17 protein-coding genes are annotated in these 24462 nt (G+C 60.0%); 9 read left to right on the top strand and 8 right to left on the bottom strand.

Annotated elements, in window-relative coordinates; translation table 11 throughout:
• Positions 1 to 179 precede the first annotated feature (179 nt).
• From prpF to KW848_RS15050, 5 genes are all read right to left on the bottom strand, one after another.
• The gene (prpF, locus tag KW848_RS15070; RefSeq protein WP_218537333.1) at positions 180 to 1370 is read right to left on the bottom strand and encodes a 2-methylaconitate cis-trans isomerase PrpF; all 1191 of its coding nucleotides are present in this window, start codon (positions 1368 to 1370) and stop codon (positions 180 to 182) included.
• A gap of 54 nt (positions 1371 to 1424) precedes the next feature.
• A complete protein-coding gene (acnD, locus tag KW848_RS15065; protein ID WP_218537332.1) occupies positions 1425 to 4019 on the bottom strand; it encodes a Fe/S-dependent 2-methylisocitrate dehydratase AcnD in 2595 nt (864 codons plus the stop codon).
• A gap of 205 nt (positions 4020 to 4224) precedes the next feature.
• On the bottom strand, positions 4225 to 5352 hold the full coding sequence (gene prpC / locus KW848_RS15060; protein WP_111450650.1) for a 2-methylcitrate synthase: 1128 nt from the start codon (positions 5350 to 5352) through the stop codon (positions 4225 to 4227).
• Positions 5353 to 5491: 139 nt separating this feature from the next.
• A complete protein-coding gene (prpB, locus tag KW848_RS15055; protein ID WP_218537331.1) occupies positions 5492 to 6382 on the bottom strand; it encodes a methylisocitrate lyase in 891 nt (296 codons plus the stop codon).
• Positions 6379 to 7098 carry a GntR family transcriptional regulator gene (locus tag KW848_RS15050; RefSeq protein WP_177327884.1) on the bottom strand — a complete coding sequence of 240 codons (720 nt, stop codon included), beginning with the start codon at positions 7096 to 7098 and terminating at the stop codon, positions 6379 to 6381. The genes prpB and KW848_RS15050 overlap by 4 nt, the downstream gene beginning before the upstream one ends.
• A 302-nt stretch (positions 7099 to 7400) precedes the next feature.
• On the opposite strand from KW848_RS15050, the gene KW848_RS15045 reads away from it, so the two are divergent.
• The 4 genes from KW848_RS15045 to pabB all read left to right on the top strand — a co-directional run bounded on the left by KW848_RS15045 (position 7401) and on the right by pabB (position 12017).
• The gene (locus KW848_RS15045; protein ID WP_074874996.1) at positions 7401 to 7937 is read left to right on the top strand and encodes an ATP-dependent zinc protease; all 537 of its coding nucleotides are present in this window, start codon (positions 7401 to 7403) and stop codon (positions 7935 to 7937) included.
• A 5-nt stretch (positions 7938 to 7942) separates the two neighbouring features.
• Positions 7943 to 9478: an inactive transglutaminase family protein gene (locus tag KW848_RS15040; protein WP_218537330.1), complete on the top strand. Its 1536-nt coding sequence runs from the start codon at positions 7943 to 7945 to the stop codon at positions 9476 to 9478.
• The gene (locus KW848_RS15035) at positions 9478 to 10464 is read left to right on the top strand and encodes an alpha-L-glutamate ligase-like protein (RefSeq protein WP_218537329.1); all 987 of its coding nucleotides are present in this window, start codon (positions 9478 to 9480) and stop codon (positions 10462 to 10464) included. The genes KW848_RS15040 and KW848_RS15035 overlap by 1 nt, the downstream gene beginning before the upstream one ends.
• 215 nt (positions 10465 to 10679) lie before the next feature.
• The gene (gene pabB, locus KW848_RS15030; protein ID WP_218537328.1) at positions 10680 to 12017 is read left to right on the top strand and encodes an aminodeoxychorismate synthase component I; all 1338 of its coding nucleotides are present in this window, start codon (positions 10680 to 10682) and stop codon (positions 12015 to 12017) included.
• Between the two features lie 111 nt (positions 12018 to 12128).
• On the opposite strand, the gene thrH is transcribed toward pabB, so the two are convergent.
• On the bottom strand, positions 12129 to 12746 hold the full coding sequence (gene thrH, locus KW848_RS15025; RefSeq protein ID WP_192407043.1) for a bifunctional phosphoserine phosphatase/homoserine phosphotransferase ThrH: 618 nt from the start codon (positions 12744 to 12746) through the stop codon (positions 12129 to 12131).
• Positions 12747 to 12919: 173 nt separating this feature from the next.
• Here thrH and KW848_RS15020 point away from each other — a divergent pair, with 173 nt between their 5' ends.
• The 3 genes from KW848_RS15020 to KW848_RS15010 all read left to right on the top strand — a co-directional run bounded on the left by KW848_RS15020 (position 12920) and on the right by KW848_RS15010 (position 16557).
• A complete protein-coding gene (locus KW848_RS15020) occupies positions 12920 to 13660 on the top strand; it encodes a phosphoadenylyl-sulfate reductase (RefSeq protein WP_008145995.1) in 741 nt (246 codons plus the stop codon).
• Between the two features lie 573 nt (positions 13661 to 14233).
• Entirely contained in the window at positions 14234 to 15772 is a 1539-nt protein-coding gene (locus KW848_RS15015) for an NCS1 family nucleobase:cation symporter-1 (RefSeq protein ID WP_218537327.1), read from the top strand.
• 56 nt (positions 15773 to 15828) lie between these two features.
• Positions 15829 to 16557: an aspartate/glutamate racemase family protein gene (locus KW848_RS15010; protein ID WP_218537326.1), complete on the top strand. Its 729-nt coding sequence runs from the start codon at positions 15829 to 15831 to the stop codon at positions 16555 to 16557.
• 129 nt (positions 16558 to 16686) lie between these two features.
• On the opposite strand, the gene KW848_RS15005 is transcribed toward KW848_RS15010, so the two are convergent.
• Complete coding sequence (locus tag KW848_RS15005) at positions 16687 to 17610, bottom strand: LysR family transcriptional regulator (RefSeq protein WP_218537325.1); 924 nt, start codon at positions 17608 to 17610, stop codon at positions 16687 to 16689.
• Between the two features lie 125 nt (positions 17611 to 17735).
• Here KW848_RS15005 and KW848_RS15000 point away from each other — a divergent pair, with 125 nt between their 5' ends.
• Positions 17736 to 18482, top strand: a complete 747-nt coding sequence (locus KW848_RS15000) for a 3-oxoacyl-ACP reductase family protein (protein WP_192407033.1) — start codon at positions 17736 to 17738, stop codon at positions 18480 to 18482.
• Positions 18483 to 18634: 152 nt separating this feature from the next.
• On the opposite strand, the gene KW848_RS14995 is transcribed toward KW848_RS15000, so the two are convergent.
• Entirely contained in the window at positions 18635 to 19330 is a 696-nt protein-coding gene (locus KW848_RS14995) for an HAD-IA family hydrolase (RefSeq protein ID WP_218537324.1), read from the bottom strand.
• A 263-nt stretch (positions 19331 to 19593) separates the two neighbouring features.
• Between KW848_RS14995 and KW848_RS14990 the strand changes: the two genes are divergently transcribed.
• The gene (locus tag KW848_RS14990) at positions 19594 to 24462 is read left to right on the top strand and encodes an RHS repeat-associated core domain-containing protein (protein WP_218537323.1); all 4869 of its coding nucleotides are present in this window, start codon (positions 19594 to 19596) and stop codon (positions 24460 to 24462) included.

The following is a 24462-nucleotide window of genomic DNA, read 5'->3' as shown; positions in this document are numbered from 1 at the left end:
TTCGTTGATGGGACCTCGGTTCAGGGGCAATCTTGGTTGGTTACACCGTTCTTATTTTGGTAATGCAATCAAACTGTGGGAGCGGGCTTGCTCGCGAAGACGGCGGCACATCCGACATCAATGCAAGCTGACACACCGCTTTCGCGAGCAAGCCCGCTCCCACAGTGGTTTGGCGTGTTTTAGAAAGAATCACCCGGCACGCGGACGTAACCTTCCATCAACACCCGCGCACTGCGACTCATGATGGCTTTGTTCACGGTCCACTCGCCGTTCACCAGGCTGGCTTCAGCCCCCACCCGCAACGTACCGGACGGATGCCCAAAGCGCACGGCATTGCGTTCGATACCACCTGCTGCGAGGTTCACCAACGTGCCAGAAATCGCCGCCGCCGTACCGATCGCCACCGCCGCCGTGCCCATCATCGCGTGGTGCAATTTGCCCATGGACAGCGCCCGCACCAGCAGATCGACATCAGCCGCCGCAATCGCTTTGCCACTCGAAGCCACGTAGTCCGCAGGCTTGGCCACAAAGGCAACCTTGGGCGTGTGCTGACGCTTGGCCGCTTCGTCCAGATCCTTGATCAGGCCCATGCGCAATGCGCCGTAAGCCCGAATGGTTTCAAACATCAGCAACGCTTTTGGGTCGCTGTTGATCGCGCCTTGCAGCTCGGTGCCGGTGTAACCGATGTCTTCGGCATTGACGAAAATCGTCGGAATACCGGCATTGATCATGGTCGCCTTGAAGGTTCCGACGCCAGGCACTTCGAGGTCATCCACCAGGTTACCGGTAGGAAACATCGAACCGCCGCCGCCCTCTTCTTCCGCTGCAGGGTCCATGAATTCGACCTGCACTTCAGCCGCCGGAAAGGTCACGCCGTCGAGTTCGAAATCACCGGTCTCCTGCACTTCACCGTTGGTGATCGGCACGTGGGCGATGATGGTCTTGCCGATGTTGGCCTGCCACACGCGAACCACGGCAACGCCGTTGTGCGGGATGCGGCTGGCGTCCACCAAACCATTGCTGATGGCAAACGAACCGACCGCCGCCGACAGGTTGCCGCAGTTGCCACTCCAATCGACGAAAGGCTTGTCGATGGACACCTGACCAAACAGATAGTCGACGTCATGATCAGCCTTGATGCTTTTCGACAGGATCACGGTTTTGCTGGTGCTGGAGGTTGCGCCGCCCATGCCGTCGATTTGCTTGTCGTACGGGTCGGGGCTGCCGATCACGCGCAGCAACAAGGCATCGCGCGCCGGGCCTGGAACCTGTGCTGCCTCAGGCAGGTCTTTTAGGCTGAAGAACACGCCTTTGCTGGTGCCGCCGCGCATGTAGGTGGCGGGGATTCTGATTTGAGGTGCGTGAGCCATGATGTTCCTTTTAGGATCGAGCGAGGCCGCGTGGCCCCACCCGAACTCATCGTGTTAAACGGCAACCGCCGATTCTTCGAGGAAGTCCTGAGCGAAGCGTTGCAGCACGCCGCCGGCCTCATAGATCGACACTTCTTCGGCGGTGTCGAGGCGGCAGGTCACCGGCACTTCGGCGCGTTCGCCGTTCTTGCGGTTGATCACCAGCGTCAGCTCGGCACGCGGGGTGCGCTCGCCGATCACGTCGTAGGTTTCGCTGCCATCGATGCCCAATGTCTTGCGGTCGGTGCCCGGTTTGAATTCCAGCGGCAACACGCCCATGCCCACCAGGTTGGTGCGGTGAATGCGCTCGAAGCCTTCGGCTGCAATCGCTTCCACACCCGCCAGACGCACGCCTTTGGCCGCCCAGTCGCGGGACGAACCCTGACCGTAGTCCGCGCCTGCGATGATGATCAGCGGCTGCTTGCGTTCCATGTAGGTTTCGATGGCTTCCCACATGCGCATCACTTTGCCTTCCGGCTCCACGCGAGCCAGCGAACCCTGTTTGACCTTGCCGTTTTCCTGAACCATTTCATTGAACAGTTTCGGGTTGGCGAAGGTGGCGCGTTGCGCGGTCAAGTGGTCACCGCGGTGCGTTGCGTAAGAGTTGAAGTCCTCTTCCGGCAAGCCCATTTTCGCCAGGTATTCGCCGGCGGCGCTGTCGAGCATGATCGCGTTCGAAGGCGACAGGTGATCGGTGGTGATGTTGTCCGGCAGCACCGCCAGCGGGCGCATGCCCTTGAGCGGACGAGCCCCGGCCAGCGCGCCTTCCCAGTACGGCGGACGGCGGATGTAGGTGCTCATCTCGCGCCAGTCGTACAGCGGCGTCACTTTCGGACCGGTGTCTTCGTGGATGGCGAACATCGGAATGTAGACCTGACGGAATTGCTCCGGCTTGACCGACGCTTTCACCACCGCGTCGATTTCTTCGTCGCTCGGCCAGATGTCTTTGAGGCGGATTTCCTTGCCGTCGACCACACCCAGCACATCTTTTTCGATGTCGAAACGGATGGTGCCCGCAATGGCGTAAGCCACGACCAATGGCGGCGAAGCAAGGAACGCATTCTTGGCGTACGGGTGGATCCGGCCATCGAAGTTGCGGTTACCGGACAGCACAGCGGTGGCGTACAGGTCGCGGTCAATGATCTCTTGCTGGATCACCGGGTCCAGCGCGCCGGACATACCGTTGCAGGTGGTGCAAGCGAAGGCAACGATGCCGAAGCCAAGTTGCTCCAGTTCGGTGGTCAGGCCGGCTTCATCCAGGTACAACGCCACGGTTTTCGAACCCGGCGCCAGGGACGATTTGACCCACGGCTTGCGGGTCAGCCCGAGCTTGTTGGCATTGCGCGCCAGGAGGCCGGCGGCGATGACGTTGCGCGGGTTGCTGGTGTTGGTGCAACTGGTGATGGCGGCGATGATCACTGCGCCATCCGGCATCTGGCCGGGCACTTCGGTCCACTGGCCAGAGATGCCTTGGGCGGCGAGATCGGAAGTGGCGACGCGGGCGTGCGGGTTGCTCGGGCCGGCCATGTTGCGCACCACCGAGGACAGGTTGAAGGTCAACCCTCGCTCGTATTGCGCGCCTTTCAGGCTGTCAGCCCACAGGCCTGTGGTCTTGGCGTAGCTCTCGACCAACTGCACCTGCTCGTCTTCACGGCCGGTGAGTTTCAGGTAGTCGATGGTCTGCTGATCGATGTAGAACATCGCGGCGGTGGCGCCGTATTCCGGGGCCATGTTGGAGATGGTCGCACGGTCGCCCAGGGTCAGTGCCGAGGCGCCTTCGCCGAAGAACTCCAGCCATGCGCCAACGACTTTTTGCTGACGCAGGAACTCGGTCAGCGCCAGCACCATGTCGGTGGCGGTGATGCCCGGTTGCAGCTTGCCCGTCAATTCGACGCCGACGCTTTCCGGCAGACGCATCCACGACGCGCGGCCGAGCATCACGCTTTCCGCTTCCAGGCCGCCGACACCGATGGCGATCACGCCCAGTGCATCGACGTGCGGAGTGTGGCTGTCGGTGCCGACGCAGGTGTCGGGGAACGCCACGCCGTCGCGCACCTGGATCACCGGAGACATTTTCTCCAGGTTGATCTGGTGCATGATGCCGTTGCCCGGCGGGATCACATCAACGTTCTTGAAGGCTTTTTTGGTCCAGTTGATGAAGTGGAAACGGTCTTCGTTGCGACGGTCTTCGATGGCGCGGTTCTTCTCGAACGCCTCCGGATCGAAACCACCGCGCTCGACGGCCAGGGAGTGATCGACGATCAATTGCGTCGGCACCACCGGGTTCACTTGCGCCGGGTCGCCACCTTGCAAAGCGATGGCATCACGCAGGCCGGCGAGGTCGACCAGCGCGGTCTGGCCGAGAATGTCGTGGCACACCACGCGGGCCGGGAACCATGGGAAGTCGAGGTCGCGTTTGCGCTCGATGAATTGCTTCAGGGATTCGGTGAGCGTGGCCGGGTCGCAGCGACGCACCAGGTTTTCCGCCAGCACGCGGGAGGTGTACGGCAGAGTGTCGTAGGCGCCGGGCTGGATGGCCTCGACAGCCGCGCGGACGTCGAAGTAATCCAGATGGCTGCCGGGCAGCGGTTTACGGAATTCAGTATTCATCGTCAGGACTCGGTCACGGTGATTTCAAAGGGAGGCGCCGGGCACTGCTCCTGAAGTTAACTCGGTCAAATGTGGGAGCGGGCTTGCTCGCGAAAGCGGTGTATCAGTCGACATCAATGTTGAATGTCAGTCCGTCTTCGCGAGCAAGCCCGCTCCCACAGTGGTTTCCGGTTCATTCAGCAACCAGCACGGGAGCCCACACCATTCAGCGTTGTTCGATTGGCACGAACTTGCGCTGTTCGACGCCGACGTACTCGGCGCTCGGGCGGATGATGCGGTTGTTGGCACGTTGTTCGAACACGTGCGCCGCCCAGCCGGTCAGGCGCGAGCAGACGAAAATCGGGGTGAACAACTTGGTCGGGATGCCCATGAAGTGGTACGTCGACGCATGGTAGAAGTCGGCGTTCGGGAACAGTTTCTTCTGCTCCCACATGGTTGCGTCGATGGCTTCGGAAACCGGGAACAACACGGTGTCGCCCACTTCCTCGGCGAGTTTTTTCGACCAGCCCTTGATCACCTCGTTGCGCGGATCGTTGTCCTTATAGATCGCGTGACCGAAGCCCATGATCTTGTCCTTGCGCGCAAGCATGCCGAGGGTGCCTTCGACGGCCTCTTGCGGCGAGCTGAAGCGCTCGATCATTTCCATCGCCGCTTCGTTGGCGCCGCCATGCAGCGGACCGCGCAGCGAACCGATGGCCGCCGTGATGCACGAATACATGTCCGACAGGGTCGAGGCGCAAACCCGCGCGGTGAACGTCGAGGCGTTGAACTCGTGCTCCGCGTAGAGGATCAGCGAAACGTTCATCACTTTGACGTGCAACTCGCTCGGCTTCTTGTCGTGCAGCAGGTGCAGGAAGTGGCCGCCGATGGATTGTTCGTCGCTCACGCAGCTGATGCGTTTGCCGTCATGGCTGAAGCGATACCAGTAGCACATGATCGCCGGGAACGCGGCGAGCAAACGGTCGGTCACGTCGTGTTGTTCGCAGAAGTCTTTCTCCGGTTCGATGTTGCCCAGGAACGAGCAACCGGTGCGCATCACGTCCATCGGGTGGGCGTCGGCGGGGATGCGTTCCAGCACTTCTTTCAGCGCTTGCGGCAGGTCGCGCAGCTTGCCCAGTTTGCTGATGTAAGCGGCGAGTTGGGTTTGGGTCGGCAGTTCACCGTAAAGCAGCAGGTAGGCCACTTCTTCGAACTGTGCGTCAGCCGCCAGTTCGCGAACGTCGTAGCCACGATAGGTCAGGCCTGCGCCCGACTGGCCCACGGTGGACAGTGCGGTTTGCCCGGCAACCTGGCCACGGAGCCCGGCGCCACTGAGTACTTTTGCTTCGGCCATTGCTGTCTCCAGTTTTTCTTGAATTTGTTAGGGAAACTTGTAGGAGCGAGCCTGCTCGCGAAGGTGGACGGAACACCTCGGTGCATTAAGGACACCGCGTTATCGTTGGCGTCCATCGCGAGCAGGCTCGCTCCTACAATTACTTCTTCGCGGCAAACAACGCATCGAGCTTCTGCTCGAAGGTGTGGTAATCGATGCGATCGTAAAGCTCCATGCGCGTCTGCATGGTGTCGATCACGTTCTGTTGCGTGCCGTCGCGGCGGATCGCGGTGTAGACGTTTTCGGCGGCTTTGTTCATCGCGCGGAACGCCGACAGCGGGTACAGCACCAGCGACACATCGGCAGCGGCGAGTTGCTCGGTGGTGTACAGCGGCGTCGCGCCGAATTCGGTGATGTTGGCCAGGATCGGCGCTTTCACGCGGCTGGCGAACAGCTTGTACATGTCCAGTTCGGTGATGGCTTCCGGGAAAATCATGTCGGCGCCGGCCTCGATGCACGCGGCGGCGCGATCCAAAGCGGATTCCAGACCTTCCACTGCGAGGGCGTCGGTACGGGCCATGATCACGAAGCTGTCATCGGTGCGCGCATCAACAGCTGCCTTGATGCGATCGACCATTTCCTGCAGGGACACGATCTCTTTATTAGGACGATGACCGCAACGCTTGGCGCCCACCTGGTCTTCGATATGAATCGCCGCCGCGCCGAACTTGATCATCGACTTGACGGTGCGCGCAACGTTGAACGCCGAGGAGCCGAAACCGGTGTCCACGTCCACCAACAGCGGCAGGTCGCAAACGTCAGTGATGCGGCGCACGTCGGTCAGCACGTCATCCAGGCCGGTGATGCCCAGGTCCGGCACGCCGAGGGAGCCGGCAGCCACCCCGCCACCCGACAGATAAATAGCCTTGAAACCGGCGCGCTTGGCCAGCAGCGCGTGATTGGCATTGATCGCGCCGACCACTTGCAGCGGATGTTCGTTGGCGACCGCATCGCGGAATCGCTGGCCTGGAGTGCTCTTGTTGGAACTCATGACTCACCTCGTTCAGTGGCTGTCTGGTTGGCGCCGTCCTGGTAATGACGAGCGATATTGCGTTTGGAGGCGCCGATGTGGCGGCGCATCAACAACTCGGCCAGCTCACCGTCACGGTCGGCGATGGCGTCGAGAATTCGGTGGTGCTCGGCAAAGGCCTGACGCGGACGATTGGGCGTGGTGGAAAACTGGATGCGGTACATGCGCACCAGTTGATAGAGCTCGCCGCAGAGCATCTGCGTCAGGGTGCGGTTGCCGCTGCCCTGGATGATTCGGTAATGGAAGTCGAAATCGCCTTCCTGCTGGTAGTAGCCGACTCCGGCCTGAAACGCCGCATCGCGCTCATGGGTTTCGAGGACCCGGCGCAGTTCGTCGATTTCTTCGAGCGTCATGCGTTCGGCCGCCAGACGGCAGGCCATGCCTTCGAGGGATTCGCGGATTTCGTAGAGTTCCAGCAGCTCGGCATGGCTCAACGAAACCACCCGCGCCCCGACGTGCGGCACGCGAACCAGCAGGCGCTGGCCTTCCAGACGGTGGATCGCCTCACGCAACGGCCCGCGGCTGATGCCATAGGTGCGCGCCAGTTCCGGCTCGGAGATCTTGCTGCCCGGGGCGATCTCGCCCTTGACGATGGCCGCCTGAATGCGCCGGAAGACGTTCTCGGAAAGTGTCTCTGAATCGTCTTGGGCAATGACCGGGGGATCGAGTTGATCCAGCATATTGTCGACACCTTGTAAGCGGATGCCGCAAAAACTAGCGAATACAGACCGAATAGTCAAAGAGAAAATCGGTATTGTCGACAATCGTCTAATAACCGGCCGCACCATAACAAAGCAGCACAGCTGTTTATAGCCGCCCGCCAGCGCTGGCGCCATAAAACCACCGTGCTAGAATGCCGGCCGCATTTGTTTGTGACATCTGCACTGCCTGTCATAAACAGTTGATAGGCATACGAGGGAGCTTGCGCAGCGATGCCAGGGTCTTGAATAGAAGTACGGACCGCTGCGCACCAGGATTTATGAGACTCAAGCCCTTCCCCACCTTCCTTTATCTTCTTTGCCTGCCCGGTTTCGCCGCGGCGGGGGAAAAGACTGTCTACGGCCTCAACGAGTACGCCTCCCTGGACGGCATCAACCTGGAAGTCGCCGCCAAACTCGACACCGGGGCGAAAACCGCTTCCCTGAGTGCCCGTGACATCAAACGTTTCAAACGCAATGGCGAATCCTGGGTGCGCTTCTATCTGGCCATCGACGCTGCGCATTCGCATCCGATCGAACGGCCACTGGCCCGCGTCAGCAAGATCAAGCGCAGGGCCGGCGACTACGACCCGGAAGAAGGCAAGAAGTACACCGCCCGTCCGGTGATCGAGCTGAATATCTGCATGGGTTCGGCTTTACGCAGTATCGAAGTGAACTTGACCGACCGCAGCGCCTTCCAATACCCGCTCCTGATCGGCTCCGAAGCGCTGAAACGCTTCGATGCGCTGGTCGACCCCAGTCTTAAATACGCTGCTGGCAAACCCGCCTGCGCCACCGACGCTCATACCGCAGAGTAATTCCAATGCGCTCTCTTACCCTTCACCTGAAATTCCTGATCGCCATCCTGGTGGTGCTGGGTATTTCAGTCACGGCCTATCAGATCTTCGTGCTCGGCATCCCCGTGACCGAAGACGCCACCGACGACTTGTGGAACATCGACGCCAAAGTCGAGTTCGTCGCCAGCACCAAAGACCCGGTCAAGATTCAGATGTTCGTGCCACCGCTGAGCCGTGATTACGTCAGCCTCAACGAGAGCTTCATTTCCAATAACTACGGCGTGGCCGTGAACCGTGCCGACGGCAACCGCAAAGTCACCTGGTCGGCACGTCGGGCCAAAGGCAATCAAACGCTTTATTACCGCCTGGTGCTGACCAAGCGCTACACCGGTGAAAAATCCAAGGTCAAAGGGCCGACCTTCCGTGACAGCATCGCCGTCGAAGGCGCGGAAAAAGTCGCCGCCGAAGCCCTGCTCGCACCGATCCGCCAACACTCGGCCGACGTCGAAACCTTCATCGGCGAAGCCATCAAGCGTGTCAACAATCTCAACGACGACAATGTGAAGCTGTTGCTGGGCGGCGATCCGTCCCCCGGGCACAAGGCGAAAATCGTCGAGCTGGTGCTGTCCATCGCGCACGTGCCAGTAGAAAAGGTCCACACCATTCGTCTGGTGGCCGACCAACCGCAAACGCCGGAACTGTGGTTGCGCAGTTTCAACGGCACCGACTGGCTGTACTTCAACCCGGAAACCGGTGAACAGGGCCTGCCGACCGATCGCCTGTTGTGGTGGACCGGCGACGACAACCTGATCACCGTCGATGGCGGCAAGAAGGCCAACGTGACCTTCAGCCTGAACAACAGCGAAATGAACGCGATTCGCCTGGCCAAGCTGACCGACGAAAACACCGACGCCAACTTCCTCGAATACTCGCTGTACGGCCTGCCGCTGGAAACCCAGCAGACCTTCATGATCATGGTGATGATCCCGATCGGTGTGCTGGTGATTTTGATCCTGCGCAACCTGATCGGCATTCAGACCCTCGGCACCTTTACCCCGGTGCTGATCGCCCTGGCGTTCCGGGAAACCCAGCTCGGCTTCGGTATCGTGCTGTTTACGATCATCACGGCGCTGGGCCTGTCGCTGCGCTCCTACCTTGAACACTTGAAGCTGCAAATGCTGCCGAGGCTGTCGGTGGTGCTGACTTTCGTGGTGGTGCTGATCGCGGCGATCAGCCTCTTCAGCCATAAACTCGGTCTGGAACGCGGGTTGTCGGTGGCGCTGTTCCCGATGGTGATTCTGACCATGACCATCGAACGCCTGTCGATTACCTGGGAAGAACGCGGCTCCGGCCATGCCATGAAAGTGGCGATCGGTACGCTGTTCGCCGCGTCGCTGGCGCACCTGATCATGAGCGTTCCAGAGCTGGTTTACTTCGTGTTCACCTTCCCGGCGACACTGTTGATCCTGGTGGGGTTCATGTTGGCCATGGGTCGCTATCGCGGCTACCGCCTGACCGAACTGGTGCGTTTCAAGGCCTTCCTGAAGAAGGCTGACGCCTGATGTTCGGCTTCTGGAAAACCTGGAAGGCCCTGGAAGCCCGGGGCATCATGGGGATCAATCGGCGTAACGCGGACTACGTGCTCAAGTACAACAAGCGCAGTCTGTACCCGATTGTCGATGACAAGATCATCACCAAGGAACGCGCCATCGCCGCCGGCATTCATGTGCCGGAACTGTACGGCGTGATCTCTACCGAAAAAGAAATCGACAACCTCGGCGAGATCATCGGCGGGCGCAACGACTTCGTGATCAAACCGGCCCAGGGCGCGGGCGGTGACGGCATCATTGTGGTTGCCGACCGGTTCGAGGGGCGCTATCGCACAGTCTCCGGCAAGATCATGGACCATGAGGAACTCGAGCACCATATCTCGAGCATCCTCACCGGCCTGTATTCCCTGGGCGGGCACCGCGACCGCGCGCTGATCGAATACCGGGTGATCCCGGACCAGATTTTCAAAAGCATCAGCTATGAAGGCGTGCCGGACATCCGCATCATCGTGCTCATGGGTTACCCGGTGATGGCCATGCTGCGCTTGCCGACGCGCCAGTCCGGCGGCAAGGCCAACCTGCACCAGGGCGCCATCGGCGTCGGTGTCGACCTCGCGACCGGGCAGACGTTGCGCGGGACATGGCTGAACAACATCATCGCCAAACATCCGGACACCACCAACGCGGTGGACGGCGTGCAACTGCCCTACTGGGACGGTTTCATGAAACTTGCCGCCGGCTGCTATGAGCTGTGCGGGCTGGGTTACATCGGTGTCGACATGGTGCTGGACCAGGAAAAAGGGCCGCTGATTCTTGAGCTCAACGCCCGGCCTGGGCTGAACATTCAGATTGCCAATGATTGCGGGCTGACATTGCGCACCCATGCGGTTGAAGCGCGGCTGGAAGAGTTGAAGGCTCGCGGGGTTGTTGAGACGGTGCGGGAACGAGTTGAGTTTGTTCAGGAGATGTTTGGGCATATTCCGGCGGTTGAGGGCTGATCCAAAACCGAGTCGCCCCCTTCGCGAGCAAGCCCGCTCCCACAGGGGAATGCATTCCAAATGTGGGAGCGGGCTTGCTCGCGAAGACTGACTCCCAGGCACCACCGCCCTCAACCCTGTCTCCAATCTAGCAATCCCCGACATCCCCTCTAGGAGCAATTCCCCGAGAAGACTACAATCGCCACCCCCGCCTCGATGGCTGATCTGCCCCGCCCATGTTGACCTGTTCCGTACACCCGCTCCCCTATTGCGCCAACCCCGCCGAGTACTTCGCGGCGATTCGTCATGCCCCCGGTGCCGTGCTGCTCGACAGTGGTCGGCCGAGCGCCGAGCGTGGACGTTATGACCTGCTCAGTGCCTGGCCGCTGGAGCAAATAGCCGTATTGCCTGACGAAAGCGGCAGCGATTTCCTGCAACGCCTTCGCGACAATCTGACACGACTCGGTGAAGCGGCTGTTCCTTACGATTTGCCCTTCGCTGGCGGCCTCATCGGTTACCTGAGCTACGACTTCGGTCGGCATCTGGAAAACCTGCCGAGTCAGGCGCAGGATGATCTGCAATTGCCCGACGCACGTTTCGGGCTGTATGACTGGGCACTGATCAGCGATCACCAACTGAGTACAAGTCAGCTGGTATTCCACCCGTCGCTGATCGACAGCGAACGTCAGCGTCTGATCACGCTATTCAGTGAGCCCACGGCTGAAGCAGTCGAGCCTTTCAAGTTGAAAGCCCCGATGAAAGCCGACCTGAGCGCTGACGAGTATCGCCACGCGCTGGAACGCATTCAGCAGTACATCCAGGCCGGCGACTGTTACCAGGTCAATTTCGCCCAGCGTTTCCGCGCTCAGTGCCAGGGCGATCCATGGACCGCGTATTGCGCGCTGCGGGCGGCATGTCCGACGCCGTTTTCCGGTTTTCAGAGCCTGCCCGACGGCGGTGCAGTGTTGAGCCTGTCGCCAGAACGCTTCGTCAAAGTCAGCGAACGCCATGTGGAAACCCGCCCGATCAAAGGCACCCGCCCTCGCGGACTGACCGCTGCCGAAGATGCGGCAAACGCCGCCGAACTGCTGGCCAGCCCCAAGGACCGCGCGGAAAACCTGATGATCGTCGACCTGCTGCGCAATGACCTCGGCCGTACTTGCCGTATTGGGTCGGTGCGGGTGCCGGAGTTGTTCAGCCTGGAAAGCTACCCGAACGTGCATCACCTGGTGAGCAGCGTGACCGGAGAACTGGCGGATGACCGGGACGCCCTGGACCTGATCGCTGGCAGCTTCCCTGGCGGCTCGATTACCGGTGCACCGAAAATTCGCGCGATGCAGATTATTGACGAGCTGGAACCGACCCGGCGCGGGTTGTACTGCGGTTCGCTGCTGTATCTGGATGTGCGTGGCGAGATGGACAGTTCGATCGCGATTCGCAGCTTGTTGGTGAAAGATGGGCAGGTGTGTTGCTGGGGCGGTGGCGGGATCGTCGCGGACTCGGAGTGGCAGGCCGAGTATCAGGAATCGATTACCAAGGTGAAGGTGTTGCTCGATACCCTGCAAAACCTCTAAAAGCATCGCGGGCAAGCCCGCTCCCACAAGTTTTGTGTTGATCGCACAATTGTGGTTCGACACAAAACCTGTGGGAGCGTGGCTTGCCCGCGATGAGGCCCTATTTGATGACTACAAACTCAAGGCCCTGTTGGAAGCCTTGATGAATTCCTGCTTCAGCTCCTCAAAGCTGTGCACCGCCGGGAATTGCGGAAACTCGCGAATCACATTGTCCGGCGCATGGAACAGAATCCCCGCATCCGCCTCACCCAACATCGTGGTGTCGTTGTAGGAATCCCCCGCCGCGATCACTCGGTAGTAAAGGCTCTTGAACGCCAAAACCGACTGACGCTTGGGATCTTTCTGACGCAATTGATAGCTCGTCACCCGACCGGAATCGTCAGTAATCAGACGATGGCAGAGCAAGGTCGGGAAGCCCAGTTGACGCATCAACGGCTGGGAGAACTCGTAGAACGTGTCCGACAGAATCACCACCTGAAAGCGCTCACGCAGCCAGCTGACGAACTCGATGGCGCCGTCCAGCGGCTGGAGCGTGGCGATCACTTCCTGGATGTCGGTGAGTTTCAAGCCGTGCTCGTCGAGAATCCGCAGACGCTGCTTCATCAGCACGTCGTAGTCGGGGATGTCCCGGGTGGTAGCCCTCAGAGACTCGATCCCGGTTTTTTCGGCGAAGGCGATCCAGATTTCCGGGACCAGTACACCTTCAAGATCCAGACAGGCAATTTCCACAAGACACTCCCATTTGTATTGATTATTGAGTCGAGCGAGCAAAAGGACTGCCGAACTCTAGCGACTCAGGCAAGCCTGCGCAACGCAGAGGGCGCGCCAGGTGCCGTAGGTTTTTGTTACCATCAGGGCCATATAGAGCGCCCAGCGCCACCGACCTGTAGGAAGCCGCCCTGATGAGCCCAACGTTCGACGTCGTGGAACTCGCCACGACCTATGCCAACAAATCCGCCCAGGACATCCTGAAACTCGCGTTCGCCGAGTTTGGCGATGACCTGTGGATATCTTTCAGCGGCGCCGAAGACGTGGTGCTGGTAGACATGGCCTGGAAGCTGAACAAGAACGTCAAAGTGTTCAGCCTCGACACTGGCCGCTTGCACCCCGAGACCTACCGCTTCATCGATCAGGTGCGCGAACACTACAAGATCGACATCGAACTGGTGTCGCCGGACTACACCAAGCTCGAACCTTTCGTGAAGGAAAAAGGCCTGTTCAGTTTCTACAAGGACGGCCATGGCGAATGCTGCGGCATCCGCAAGATCGAGCCACTGCGTCGCAAGCTCTCGGGAGTGACGGCCTGGGCCACCGGCCAGCGTCGGGATCAGAGCCCTGGCACTCGCAGCGCCGTCGCGGTGCTGGAAATCGACACCGCGTTCTCCACCCCGGAACGCACCCTGTACAAATTCAACCCGCTGGCACAAATGACCAGTGAAGAGATCTGGGGTTACATCCGCATGCTGGAGCTGCCGTACAACAGCCTGCACGAACGCGGGTTCATCAGCATCGGCTGCGAGCCTTGCACTCGTCCGGTGTTGCCAAACCAGCACGAGCGCGAAGGTCGTTGGTGGTGGGAAGAAGCGACGCAGAAAGAATGCGGGCTGCATGCGGGCAATATCATCAGCAAATCCAAGGAATAACCCCCCGGTCTTGTCAGATCCAAATGTGGGAGCGGGCTTGCTCGCGAAGCGGCCTTCACATTCGACATCCATGTTGAATGTCAGTCCGCTTTCGCGAGCAAGCCCGCTCCCACAGGTTCTATGATCGGCTCCAAAAATGTGTACACAGAAATGTCACCATAGGTGCCATTTCTGTGTGCACTTTTCATTTCAGCGCCCCAAAAAGTTACACACCCCAGCCCCGACTTCCTCAGTCGACCTTTCGCACAAATCCCGCTGAAAAATAAATACCTGTTCAAACAGTCAATTTATATCGTCTTAATTTCAGTTACTTATCGCGAATAGATAACAAAACGAAATTAAAGATAGATTTCATAGATCGCTGACTGGCATGGATTTGGCTTAAGTGCATACATGTTTTGTATACAATCATATAAAAACATACACACACTTTAGATCCGCAAGCCTGAAGCGCCCTATCCCGTACAGGCTGCAGATGCCCCGTAACCAATGATGCTGACTGCCCGCGACGAAGATTTGTCGAGCCAACGCTCATGCACAGTCATCGCGACGCCAAGCTCGGAGCCTGCCGGAATGCGTACTAGCCTCTCCACTAACAACATCGCGCTGGATCTGCCCTCCTCCCCCACTTCAACCCCTCACGACCAAACGTTTCAAGAACCCGTCGTACTCAGCCCTCGCCTGCACAACAAGGACCTGGCGCCGACCAAGGCCGAAGGTCGACGTTGGGGCCGCTACAGCATCTTCGCCCTGTGGACAAACGACGTTCACAACATCGCCAATTACTCATTCGCCATCGGGCTGTACGCCCTCGGCCTGGGCGGCTGGCAAATCCTGCTGTCCCTGGGGATCGGCGCGGCGTTGGTGTATTGCTTCATGAACCTCTCCGGCTACATGGGACAAAAGACCGGTGTACCGTTTCCTGTCATCAGCCGGATCAGTTTCGGCATTCACGGGGCGCAGATTCCTGCATTGATCCGTGCCGTTATCGCCATTGCCTGGTTCGGGATTCAGACGTACCTGGCCTCGGTGGTCTTTCGGGTACTGCTGACCGCGGTTCATCCAGGCTTCGCCGACTACGACCACAACTCGATCCTCGGTTTATCGAGCCTGGGCTGGGTGTGTTTCGTGGCGATCTGGTTCGTGCAACTGGCGATCCTCGCCTATGGCATGGAGATGGTGCGGCGTTACGAGGCGTTCGCCGGGCCGGTGATTCTGCTGACTGTCGCCGCCCTCGCCGCGTGGATGTACTTTCAGGCCAACGCGACCATCGCCTGGTCGATCCGCGAACCACTGACCGGTGGCGAGATGTGGCGCAACATCTTTGCCGGTGGCGCGTTGTGGCTGTCGATCTACGGCACGCTGATCCTCAATTTCTGCGATTTCGCCCGTTCTTCGCCGTGCCGCAAGACCATCAAGGTCGGCAATTTCTGGGGCCTGCCGGTGAATATTCTGGTGTTCGCCAGCATCACCGTCCTGCTCTGCGGTGCGCAATTTCAGATCAATGGACGGATCATCGAAAGCCCGACCGAGATCATCGCCTCGATTCCCAACACCTTCTTTCTGGTGCTCGGTTGCCTGGCGTTCCTGATCGTCACCGTGGCGGTGAACATCATGGCCAACTTCGTCGCCCCGGCCTTCGTGCTGAGCAACCTGGCGCCTAAATACCTGACATTCCGCCGCGCCGGGCTGATCAGCGCGACCATCGCGGTACTGATCCTGCCGTGGAACCTCTACAACAGCCCGCTGGTGATCGTGTACTTCCTGTCCGGCCTCGGCGCCCTGCTCGGTCCGTTGTACGGCGTGATCATGGTCGATTACTGGCTCGTACGAAAAGGTCAGGTCAACGTGCCGCAGTTGTACAGCGAAGACCCCAACGGCGCTTATTACTACAGCCGCGGAGTCAATTTACGCGCCGTCGCGGCGTTCATTCCTGCCGCACTGATCGCCATTGTCCTGGCGCTGGTACCGGGCTTCGACAGCGTATCGCCTTTCTCCTGGCTGATTGGCGCCGGGATCGCCGGGATGCTCTACCTGATCATCGCCATACGGCAGCCCCATTACGCAGACGTCAGCGGTGAAGCCATCGCCGTCGATAACGTCAGCCATTAATCCCTTGGCGGCCCGGCACCGTCGGGCCGCAGAACCACCCGTTATAAGGACTTCCCATGCGAATTCTCGTGGTCAACGTCAACACCACCGAATCCATCACCCAGGCCATCGCGCGTTCGGCTCAGTCCGTGGCCGCGCCGGGCACGGAAATCATCGGCCTGACGCCCTACTTCGGCGCTGACTCCATCGAAGGCAATTTCGAAAGTTATCTGGCCGCCATCGCGGTGATGGACCGGGTGATGGCTTACGACCAACCCTTCGACGCCGTGATCCAGGCCGGTTACGGCGAACACGGCCGCGAGGGTTTGCAGGAGTTGCTCAACGTGCCGGTGGTGGACATCACCGATGCGGCGGCCAGCACCGCCATGTTTCTCGGCCATGCCTACTCGGTGGTCACCACGCTGGACCGCACCGTGCCGCTGATCGAGGATCGCCTCAAACTGTCCGGACTCTGGGACCGTTGCGCATCGGTGCGGGCCAGCGGTTTGGCGGTGCTGGAACTGGAATCCGATCCTCAGCGTGCGCTGGAGGCCATTATTCGTCAGGCGGAATTGGCCGTGCTTGAAGACAAGGCCGAGGTGATTTGCCTGGGCTGCGGCGGCATGGCCGGGCTGGATGAACAGATTCGTCAGCGCACTGGCGTGCCGGTGGTGGATGGTGTGACGGCGGCGGTGACGATTGCCGAGTCGTTGGTGCGATTGGGGTTGTCGACGTCCAAAGTGCGGACTTATGCGACACCGCGGCCGAAGAAAATTATTGGCTGGCCGGCGCGGTTTGGGCACTGAATTCGCGGCGTTAAACCGAGTCGCCCCATTCGCGAGCAAGCCCACTCCCACATTTGACCTGCGGCGTTCACAAATCCCCTGTGGGAGCGGGCTTGCTCGCGAAGGCCGCAACTTGGTCTCAAGCCTGGCTCAGAGCGCACTAAACCGCTGCCCCAACCCCTGCTCCGCAAACTGCTCAATGATGAAATCCACAAACGCCCGGGTCTTGCCCGGCAGCAGTTTGTGTTCAGCGTAATAAATGGAAATGTTGCCATCGTCGACAAACCAGTCCGGCAACACCCGCTGCAAGGTCCCGGCCTCCAGGTAGCCCACGGCAAACGGCATGCTCACCAGCGCAATGCCCAACCCTTGGGCGGCCGTGGCGCAGGCCGCCTCCGAATCGCTCATGGTCATCCGCGCCTTGAGCGTCAGCGGGCTGTGTTGCTGGGTATGACTGGTCAATTGCCAGGAACGCACACGACCTGTCTGCGGTGATCGAATCAGGATGCCATCGTGATGTTTGAGATCATCGGGCTCGGTAATCACCTCACGCCCTGCAAGATAATCGGCTGACGCGACCAACACCCGATGGGCCGGTGTCAGCTTGCGCGCCACCACCCCCTGCGGCAGCTCGAATCCGCCACCAATCGCCGCATCGAAACCCTGAGCGATCAGATCGACCTGACGGTTATCGAAATGCCAGTCCGGGTTGATCGCCGGAAAACGCCGCAGAAACTCCCCAAGCAACGGAACGACATACAACCGCCCAAACACCGTGCCCATGCTGACCTTCAACGTCCCCGCGGGTAGCCCCTCGGCGCTGGCCAGATTGGCCACGGCATTCTGGATCGTGTGAAGACTGGAACTCACTTCGCCGAGAAACCGATGACCCGCTTCGGTGAGCGTCAGGCTGCGAGTGCTGCGCTGAAACAGCCGCACACCCAGTCGCGCCTCAAGCTTGGCGACGCTCTTGCCCACCGCCGCCGGGGTCAGACTCAGGCGGCGCGCGGCTTCGGCGAAGCTGCCGACCTCGGCACTGCGCACGAAGCATTCGATACTGCTGAAGGTTTCCATAAGCGCCACTATAAACTTTTGGTTTACACAGACTATCGTAATTACTGTCTACACAGCCGGTAATCCTGAATCGATACTAGGCTCCATCAACCCAGGCATCTCGCCTCGGGACTTTGGAGATCGATATGACTACTCAGAACCTCAGCGGCAAAGTGGCTTTGATTCAGGGCGGATCCCGCGGTATCGGCGCCGCCATTGTCAAACGCCTGGCCGCTGAAGGCGCGACAGTCGCCTTCACCTACGTCAGCTCCACGGCCAAAGCCGAAGAATTGCAAAACAGCATCACCGGCAACGGCGGCAAAGCCCTCGCCATCAAGGCTGACAGCGCCGACGCCGAGGCCATTCGCAACGCCGTGACCGCCACCGTAAAAGCCTTTGGTCGCCTGGACATTCTGGTCAACAACGCAGGCGTTCTGGCCATCGCACCGCTGGAGGATTTTAAACTCGAAGACTTCGACCAGACTCTGGCCATCAACGTACGCAGCGTGTTCATCGCCACCCAGGAAGCGGCCAAACACATGACCGAAGGCGGTCGCATCATCAACATCGGCAGCACCAACGCCGACCGCATGCCCTTCGCCGGTGGCGGACCGTACGCCATGAGCAAGTCGGCGCTGGTCGGTCTGACCAAAGGCCTGGCGCGCGACCTCGGCCCGCGCGGCATCACCATCAACAACGTGCAACCGGGCCCGGTCGACACTGACATGAACCCGGCCAGTGGTGACTTCGCCGAAAGCCTGATCCCGTTGATGGCGGTGGGTCGTTACGGCAAAGCGGAAGAAATCGCCAGCTTCGTCGCCTACCTCGTCGGTCCCGAAGCCGGCTACATCACTGGTGCCAGCCTGACCATCGACGGTGGTTTCGGCGCCTGATGACTTAAACGCAATCTAAAAAATGTGGGAGCGGCGGTGCGACGATTCGACTTGCTCGCGAAGGCGTTGTGTCAGCCGACATTAATGTTGGCTGATACTCCCTCTTCGCGAGCAAGTCGAATCGTCGCACCGCCGCTCCCACACTTTCTGCATCAAGCCCATTCGAGCGCCGGCAAACCGCAAGCGCTTGGTTTGAACGCTTTCAGCGTACGAAGAATGCCGTCAGCGTGTGCGTATTTTTCGTCAGCCATCGCCGCATCCGGGATCGCAATCGCGGTCATTCCCGCCGCTTTCGCCGCCGTGACACCGAACGGCGAATCCTCGAACACCAGGCAATCCTCAGGCGCGACACCCAGGCGCCGCGCCGCCGTGAGGAAGATGTCCGGCGCCGGTTTAGCCGCGCCGACTTCCGGATCGTCAGCCGTCACGATGAAATCGAACAGCGCGAACCAATCGCGGTGCAAGGTGGTTTTCTGTCCGAACGACTGACGCGAAGAGCTGGTGCCCACCGCGATCGGAATATTGTTGGCCTTCAAGTGCCGAACCAGCTCCTGCGCGCCAGGCATTGCCAGCGCGGTAGGAAAACGCTCGCGCATCAGCGGTTCGCGGATCACCAGGAACTCTTCGGCGGTGATCGGCAGGTCCAGCGCCTCGACCACATAACGCGCCAGATCACCCGCGCCACGGCCGATGATGTTCTGCTTGACGCTCCAGTCGAAGACCCGACCGTAACGCGCAGCAATAATGGACGTGACTTCGGTGTAAATGCCCTCGGTATCCAGTAACAAGCCGTCCATATCAAAAATCACGGCCTTGATCGGGCCGAATTCATTCAGCGGTGCATTCATCGCATCTGATCCGTTTTCTAATGACATCCCAGAGGCGGCTCAGGTACGGCCGGGTCCGCGATCGATTAAAGGATTCAGCAGCATAGCGAGCGCGGCGGGCATAGGGCAACGGCCAATGCCTGATCGATAGTAAAACCTGCGCCGACGTGCTCTTCGTCATTTAGCGATTTCCCCTACACCAAACACTTACTTTCCCGACTTCTTTCCCCGCCGATCCCCCGCAAAGTCTCGCGCTCTGAATTGATCCGCGCGAGGGACTGCGAATGTTCATACCTGACAACCTCCTGGCCTTGAACAACACCATCGGGCTGCTGGTGGTCGCCGCCATGGACCCTGAGCAGCCGAATGTCGAAACGGTATTGAGTGATTTTCGACTGTGCCTGAACGACTACGACGCCTGGGCTGAAAGTTTCTGGACCGGCAAGGCCCTGGATGTCGAGCAAGTATTCAAGGTCGGCAACGAAGTCCGTCTAAGCGCGCCGAAGCATTCCACCACGCCAGTCAGCTCGACAGTCGCCGCGTGCCCGGCCAACGGTCCGTTGACCCTGGTGCATATGTTTGAGGCTGCGCGCTTCGTACCGATCGGCAATACACCAGTGATGCTTGAACCTTTGCTTTCCGACGTGGCGGGTGAGCAGACGTTTGGCGAGCCGATCTACGACGAGATCGGCCCCAGCGGCATCCTGGAAATCTCCGATTGCCCGCGCGGCCAGCGTTATCGCATCACCTTCTTTCCCGATGTATCCGCTGATCACGTCAAAGCCCTTTACGCCTCCTATCAGGGCGTCATCGGCGAGCTGGAAGGTTGGTTGCGCAACGAGTGGACGACCGAGTTCGAACCGGCGTGGGCCGGGTTCTCCCAGGCCGGTTTCATCAAGCGCTACGGCATGCTGCAACAGGCCGACTGGCGCGGCTTCGAGAACTCGCTGAACGGTTTGTGGGATGACGTGAAACAGATTTACGCCCTGATCGCTGACCTGCAGGCCAACAGCGAAAAACTCCTTGAATACCTGACCCGATCCGAGCTTGAAACGCTGCTGAATGCTTCGGCGGAGTCCATCGCCAACGTGTTGCTGATGCTGAGCGACGAGCCGTTGATGTTCATTCATCTTGCGGCGTTCACCAGCTGGCTGAGGATGCTGCCGCCGCAGTACATCGCCGAGGTCGTGGCGGAAATTCGTACGCAGATATTGATCAGTTTCCTGCTCATGTGCCTTACCGGTCCTGCGGGACTGGAGTTGCGCCTGAGTGAGAAGGTGCTGTCCAGGATCAAGTCCCCGCAGGCCCGGCAATGGCTGGCGGCCGCCAGTCTGCGATTGGCTGGGCTCACCGCCAAGTCCGACCTGACAGCCCACGCTGGCGCGCTCAAACCGCTGATGGTCAATGCCCGGAAGGCACCAATCAATCCTGCGCCCGCCGTGTCGCTGCAAATCACCACGGGTGTTGCGCCGGTTCTGTCGGTGAAGAATCCGCTGGCCATTGCTCGCGACAAGTCTGAAGCCATGACCCGGATGGTCAGGCAGGAACATCGCGACGATGCCCCGGTTCAAGCGAAAAGCCCCAACGGTGACAGCGCCGATTGCGGACCGTTGACCTGTACCCATGGCTGTCCGGTATCGATGGTCACGGGCGAGGAACTGCTGACCCTCACCGACGGTGCGCTGGACGGGATTTTGCCGTTCGACTTCACCCGGCTCTATCGCACCAGTGCCGCTGAAATCGATGACGGCCTCGGCTTCGGCTGGAGCCATTCGCTGTCTCATCGACTGGAAATCGATGGCGACACCGTCCTCTGGATCGACCACGAAAACCGTCGCACCACCTTCCCGTTGCCAACCAGCGAACGCCCGGCGATCCACAACAGCCTGTCGCGGGCGGCGATTTATCTGGGCGATGAACCCGAAGAACTGATCCTCGCCCTGGCTGGAGAAAAAGCGCGGTTTTTCCACTTTCGTGCAGGACGTCTGACAGCGATCAGCGATGCCTATGGCAATCGGCTGACGGTGCAACGGGATACGTCTGACAGGATCAAACGCCTCGATAACGGCGCAGGGCGTTCCCTTCTGTTGCGCTATGACCGCCGGCACATGATCGCCGTCGAGTATCAGCGTTTTCAGCCGGCCGACACCCTGGAAGACGCCTGGCGTACTGAACAAACTCTGGTTGCCTACCGCTACGACGCTCGTCATCGCTTGATCGAAGCAACCAATGCCGCCGGAGAAAGCGAACGTTACGACTACGACGATCAGCACGTCATCCTGCAACGGCAGTTGGCCGGTGGGGCGAGTTTCTACTGGGAGTGGGAGCGTGCCGGCAAGGCGGCCCGGTGCGTGCGGCATTGGGCGTCGTTTTCGCAGATGGACACGCGTTATGTCTGGGACGACAACGGCAGTGTGCTGGTCAAGAACGCCGACGGTAGCGAAGAGATTTACGAACACGACGACCGGGCGCGGCTGGTGCGCAAGGTCGAACTGGACGGCGGCGAGCACCTCAAGGCCTACGACGACCACGGTCGGTTGCTGGCCGAGCAGGACCCGCTCGGCGCCGTCACCGAATACCGTTACGACGAAGTTGGACGGCTGGTTGCGCTGATTCCGCCGGACGACGAACCGACGGCCTACGCGTATCGCAGCGGTTTCCTGCATGCGCGTTATCGCGGCAAAGCGGTGTGGAAATATCAACGCAACGCCCAGGGCGACGTCACCGAAGCGACCGATCCCGACGGTCAGGTCACCCACTATTACTACGACGACAAAGGGCAACTGCTGTCGATCCGCTACCCGGACACCAGCCGGCATGTGTTCGTCTGGAACGCCCTGGGGCAACTGCTCGAAGAAACCTTGCCGGACGGCGGTCAGCGGCGGTTTTCCTACGACGCGTTGGGGCGGCAGATTACCCGTCAGGACGAACACGGCGCCGTCACCCAGTACCAATGGGATGCCGTTGGCCGACTGATCCAGACCACGCTTCCTACCGGCGCCAGCCGCGCGTTCAGCTACAACGCCTACGGCAAGATCACCGCCGAACGCGATGAACTGGGTCGCGTCACCCGCTACGAATACCTCGACGACCTGCACCTGGTCAGCCGTCGCCTCAATGCCGACGGTACTCAGCTGAGGTACCGCTACGACAACGCCCAGCTGTTACTCACGGAAATCGAAAACGAATCCGGCGAAAAATATCGCCTGGACTACACGCCCAACGGCTTGATCCGACAGGAAACCGGATTCGACGGCCAACGCACGGCGTACACCTACGACCTCAATGGCCAGTTGCTGGAGAAAACCGAGTTCGGCGAGGACGGCTCGCAGCTGGTGACGGCGTATGAGCGGGACTCGGCCGGACGCCTGTTGGTCAAGACGCTGCCCGACGGCATCCAGGTTGAATACCGCTACGACAGCCTCGGCCGACTGATCGGCGTCGACGATGGCCACGACCATCCGCTGGAATTTGAGTACGACCAACAGGACCGCCTGATCACCGAGCATCAGGGTTGGGGCACGTTGCGTTATGGCTATGACGCCTGCGGTCAACTCAACCATCTGCGCCTGCCGGACGGCAGCAAACTCGATTACCACCACGCCAAGGGCGGCGCGCTGACGGCGATCGACCTCAACGGCGCGCGACTGACATCGCATACGTTCTTCGCCGGGCGCGAACTAAATCGCCAACAAGGCCTGTTGCTCAGTGATTATCAGTATGACGACCAGGGCCGCCTGAAAGCCCACGCTGTCAGCCAACACCTCCAACCGCTGTATCGCCGCGACTATGCCTACAGCGCCAACGGCAATCTCGACAGCATCGCCGACACCCGTCACGGCCAACGCAATTACCAATACGACCCGCTCAACCGCCTGATCCGCGTCCGTCATTCCCGCGATCAACAACCGGAAAGCTTCGCCCACGACCCGGCGGGCAACCTGCTGATGCAGGATCGTCCAGGCCCGACCACCGTCAAAGGCAACCGCCTGCTGATGCAAGGCGACCGCCACTACGACTACGACGCCTTCGGCAACCTGATCCGCGAGCGCCGCGGCACCGGGCAAAAACTCGTCACCGAATACCGCTACGACTGCCAACATCGGCTGATCGGCGCCACCCTGCCCAATGGCAGCCACGCGACCTACCGCTACGACGCCTTCGGCCGCCGCATCAGCAAAACCGTCGACGGCAAAACTACCGAGTTCTTCTGGCAAGGCGACCATCTCGTCGCCGAAAGCAGCCGCGAACACTACCGCAGCTACGTCTACGAACCCGGCAGCTTCCGCCCATTGGCCATGCTCGACGGCAAAGGCCCGCGCAAGGCTTGCCCGTTTTACTACCAACTCGATCACCTGGGTACGCCGCAAGAACTCACCGACTACAGCGGCGACATCATCTGGGCTGCCCGATACACAGCCTATGGCCGCCTGACTCGCCTCAACCGCGACACCCATCAGGTGCTTGATCAACCATTGAGGTTTCAGGGGCAGTACTTCGATGCGGAGACTGGCCTGCATTACAACCGGCATCGCTACTACAATCCGGATGTTGGACGGTATCTGACACCGGATCCGAGCAAGTTGGCGGGCGGGTTAAACGGGTATCAGTACACGCGAAACCCTGCGGGGTGGGTTGATCCGCTGGGGTTGAGTGAGTGTCCGGGTGGGGATGGGTGTAAGCGGCCGGCGTTTGGGGATGAGGATCCGGCGGGGACGGCGAAGGTTGATGAGGGGGAGCCCGGCGCTCCATCCACGAAACCAATAAATCGGTATTTGTACCGCGGAGACTCCCGAGAAGACTGGGAGATTTTTGAAACGGGGTTTGAGCCCTTGGGAGACAGCATGGATCTCTACTTGCATGCCTTGGACAACCGAAGCCCTCCCAGTTTTTTTGTCAGTACTTCGACCTCGGAAAAGGAGGCCATAAAGTTCGCAACGGGATACGGTTTTGATGATGGCTTCGTCTACGTAATAAAAAACATTCGCGGCATAGATGTGAATAAAAGGCTCGGCATGATTTCGCCTCACCGCAAGGAGGTTGAAATCGCGTTCCCAGGAGGAATAGACAGCCACGACATCCTCGGCGTTACTCCCGTCAATGCCGATGGTAGCTATAAGGGCTACTCAACCCCTAACCCGCGCAGGAAGTAA

The sequence above is a fragment of the Pseudomonas sp. PDM25 genome (assembly GCF_019219045.1).
Classification (GTDB): Bacteria; Pseudomonadota; Gammaproteobacteria; order Pseudomonadales; family Pseudomonadaceae; genus Aquipseudomonas.
The sequence above is the reverse complement of the archived record's forward strand: the minus strand, read 5'-3'. Positions and strand labels throughout refer to the sequence as shown.